Origin of the sequence: Hyalangium sp., from assembly GCF_035629615.1 — a bacterium.
Taxonomy (GTDB): domain Bacteria; phylum Myxococcota; class Myxococcia; order Myxococcales; family Myxococcaceae; genus Hyalangium.
Map to the genome: position 1 here is coordinate 1 of NZ_DASPHO010000581.1, position 2,339 is coordinate 2,339.

Annotated in this window: 1 protein-coding gene; it reads right to left on the reverse strand. The window is 72.2% G+C overall.

Annotation, left to right across the window (positions count from 1 at the left end; all coding sequences use genetic code 11):
• Positions 1 to 2,339 (reverse strand): serine/threonine-protein kinase (locus VD972_RS29415; RefSeq protein WP_324992081.1); only part of this gene is annotated, 2,339 nt, incomplete at both ends.

The following is a 2,339-nucleotide window of genomic DNA, read 5'->3' on the forward strand; positions in this document are numbered from 1 at the left end:
GGCCAGCGCGCGCTCGAGCCGCTGCCGGGCCTCTTCATACCGCCCGAGGTTCATCAGATCGGCGCCCAGCAGGGTGAGCGCCAGGGCCACGAGGGGGTGCTGGGGCCCGCGGGCCTTCTCCTGGAGGGCCAGGGCGCGCGCGTGCTTCTCCTGGGCCTCCGCGTGGCGCTCCAGCTCCGAGAGCGCGTTGCCGAGGTTGTTCAGCGTGCTGGCCAGGTCCGGGTGCTCCGGGCCCAGGAGCTTCTCCTTCAGGGCCAGGGAGCGCTCCGCGTACTGCCGCGCCTCCTCGAAGCGGCCCAGATCGATCAGCACGACGCTCATGTTGCTCAAGGCGCCGGCCACATCCGGGTGCTCGGGCCCGAGGATCTTCACCTGGAGCGCCAGGACCTGCTCGAAGCGCTGGCGCGCCTCCTCATACCTCCCGAGATCGCGCAGCGCGGCGGCCGAGGTCTTCATCACCTTGGCGACATCGGGGTGCTCGGGCCCCAGGGCTTTCATCTTCAGGGCCAGGGCGCGCTCGGCATACTCCAGCGCCTGCGGGTACTTCCCCATCCACCAGGTGATGGAGCTCAGCTGCTGCAGGGAACTGGCCACATTGGGATGCTCCGGCCCCAGCGCCTTCTCCCAGAGGGCCAGGGCCCGTGTGGCCTTCTCCCAGGCCTCTGGGTACCGGCCTGTCTCCTGAAGCAGGACGCTCAGGCTGTGGAGCGCGAGGCCCCGCGTCACGTCGTCCTCCGTGCTCTCGGCGAGGGCCTCCACGATGGGCTCCAGCGGTGTGGCCTCCTGGAGGCGCTTCTGCCGCACACCCATCACGAGCATCAGGTGGCTCAGCGCCTTGGACATCAGCCCCAGATCCTTGCCGCGCGCGCTCTCGGCGAGGGCCTTTCGCAGGGCCTCCTCGGCGCCCTTGTAGTCGCCGGCATCACTCCGGAGGCGCCCCGTCAGGAAGAGGGCGTGCGCGTAGAGCGGCGCGTGGCCCACGGGCTCCGCCTCGCGCAGCAGCGGCTCCGCCTCGGCCAGCCCCTCCTTGTACTTGCCGGCGCCCAGGAGCGCCTCCACCCGATCCTCCTTCGTCAGCAGGGCCTCCACCTTCGCCCGGACGGCGGGATCCTCGGGAGGAGGCACGGCCGCGGTGAGCGCCTTGTCGTCCTCGCAGTCCTCGAGCGGCGGCAGCGACTGGACGGCCTGGGCCGCCTTCTCCAGCAGCTCCCGGTCTGCGCCTTGCGCGAGCAGCTCCGTGGTGGCGCTCAGCCGGCTGCGCCGCCGCTCCAGGCAGGACTCGCGCAGCGCCGCGAGCCGGGAGTTCTGCGGGGTCTGCTCCGCCATGCACAGCGCGGTGCTCTGCTTCACCCACTGCTGGGCGTAGCCATTCAGGGCGGCGGAGACGCGCTCGGCGGTGGCGCCCGCGTACGGCAGGCCCGTGGCCAGCAGCGACGTGCGCACCCGCGTCTTGACGGCTGTATCCCAGATGCCATCCAGCCGGCGCGCCACCTGGCTGCAGGCGGGCTCCTGCGCGTGCTGGCGGCCCCAGCCCCAGACGGCGAGCGCGGCCAGCAGCAGCCCTGCCGATGTCATCGCCCCCTTCCGCTGCTGAGCCCGGCGCTTCACCTCGGGATCGTTTCCCAGGGCTGCCAGCAGCGCCTCCATGGAGGCGGGACGCTGGCGCGGATCCCTCTGCAGCCCCTGGAGCATGGTGCGCGCTACCCAGGTGGGCACCTCGGACGGAGACGGCGGAGGGAGGATGCGGCCCTCGCGCCGGGCCCTCGAGTACTCGGCCATGCTGCCGGACGGGAAGGGGAGCTGCCCGTAGAGGGCCTCGTAGAGCGAGACGCAGAAGGCGTAGAGATCGCTGCGGACACCCGCGGCCTCCCCGCGCATCAGCTCGGGGGCCATGTACTTCGGGGTGCCCATCAGCGTCCCTGGCATGGTGAGGCCGCTGTCCCACGTATCCGAGGAGAGCGAGGCGGGGACGTGCTCCGCGGTGGCGGTGGGGGTGGGGCCGGGGTTGGTCCGCGCGAGCCCGAAGTCCGTCACGCGGATGCGGCCATCCTTGCCGATCAGGACGTTGTCCGGCTTGAAGTCCCGGTGGATGAGGCCCGCGGCGTGAGCGGCCGCCAGCCCCCGCCCAGCGGCGAGGTACGTGTCCAGCACCTGGCGCCAGGTGCGGGGCTGCTCCTCGCGCCACTTCCGCAGCGTCTGCCCCTCCACGAACTCCATGGCGATGAAGAGGGAGCCATCCTCCAGGGGGCCCGCGTCGTAGACGGCCACCACCTGGGGGTGGTTGAGGCGCGCCATGGCCTGGGCCTCGCGCACGAGGCGGGCCTCGCCATCGCTGGTGC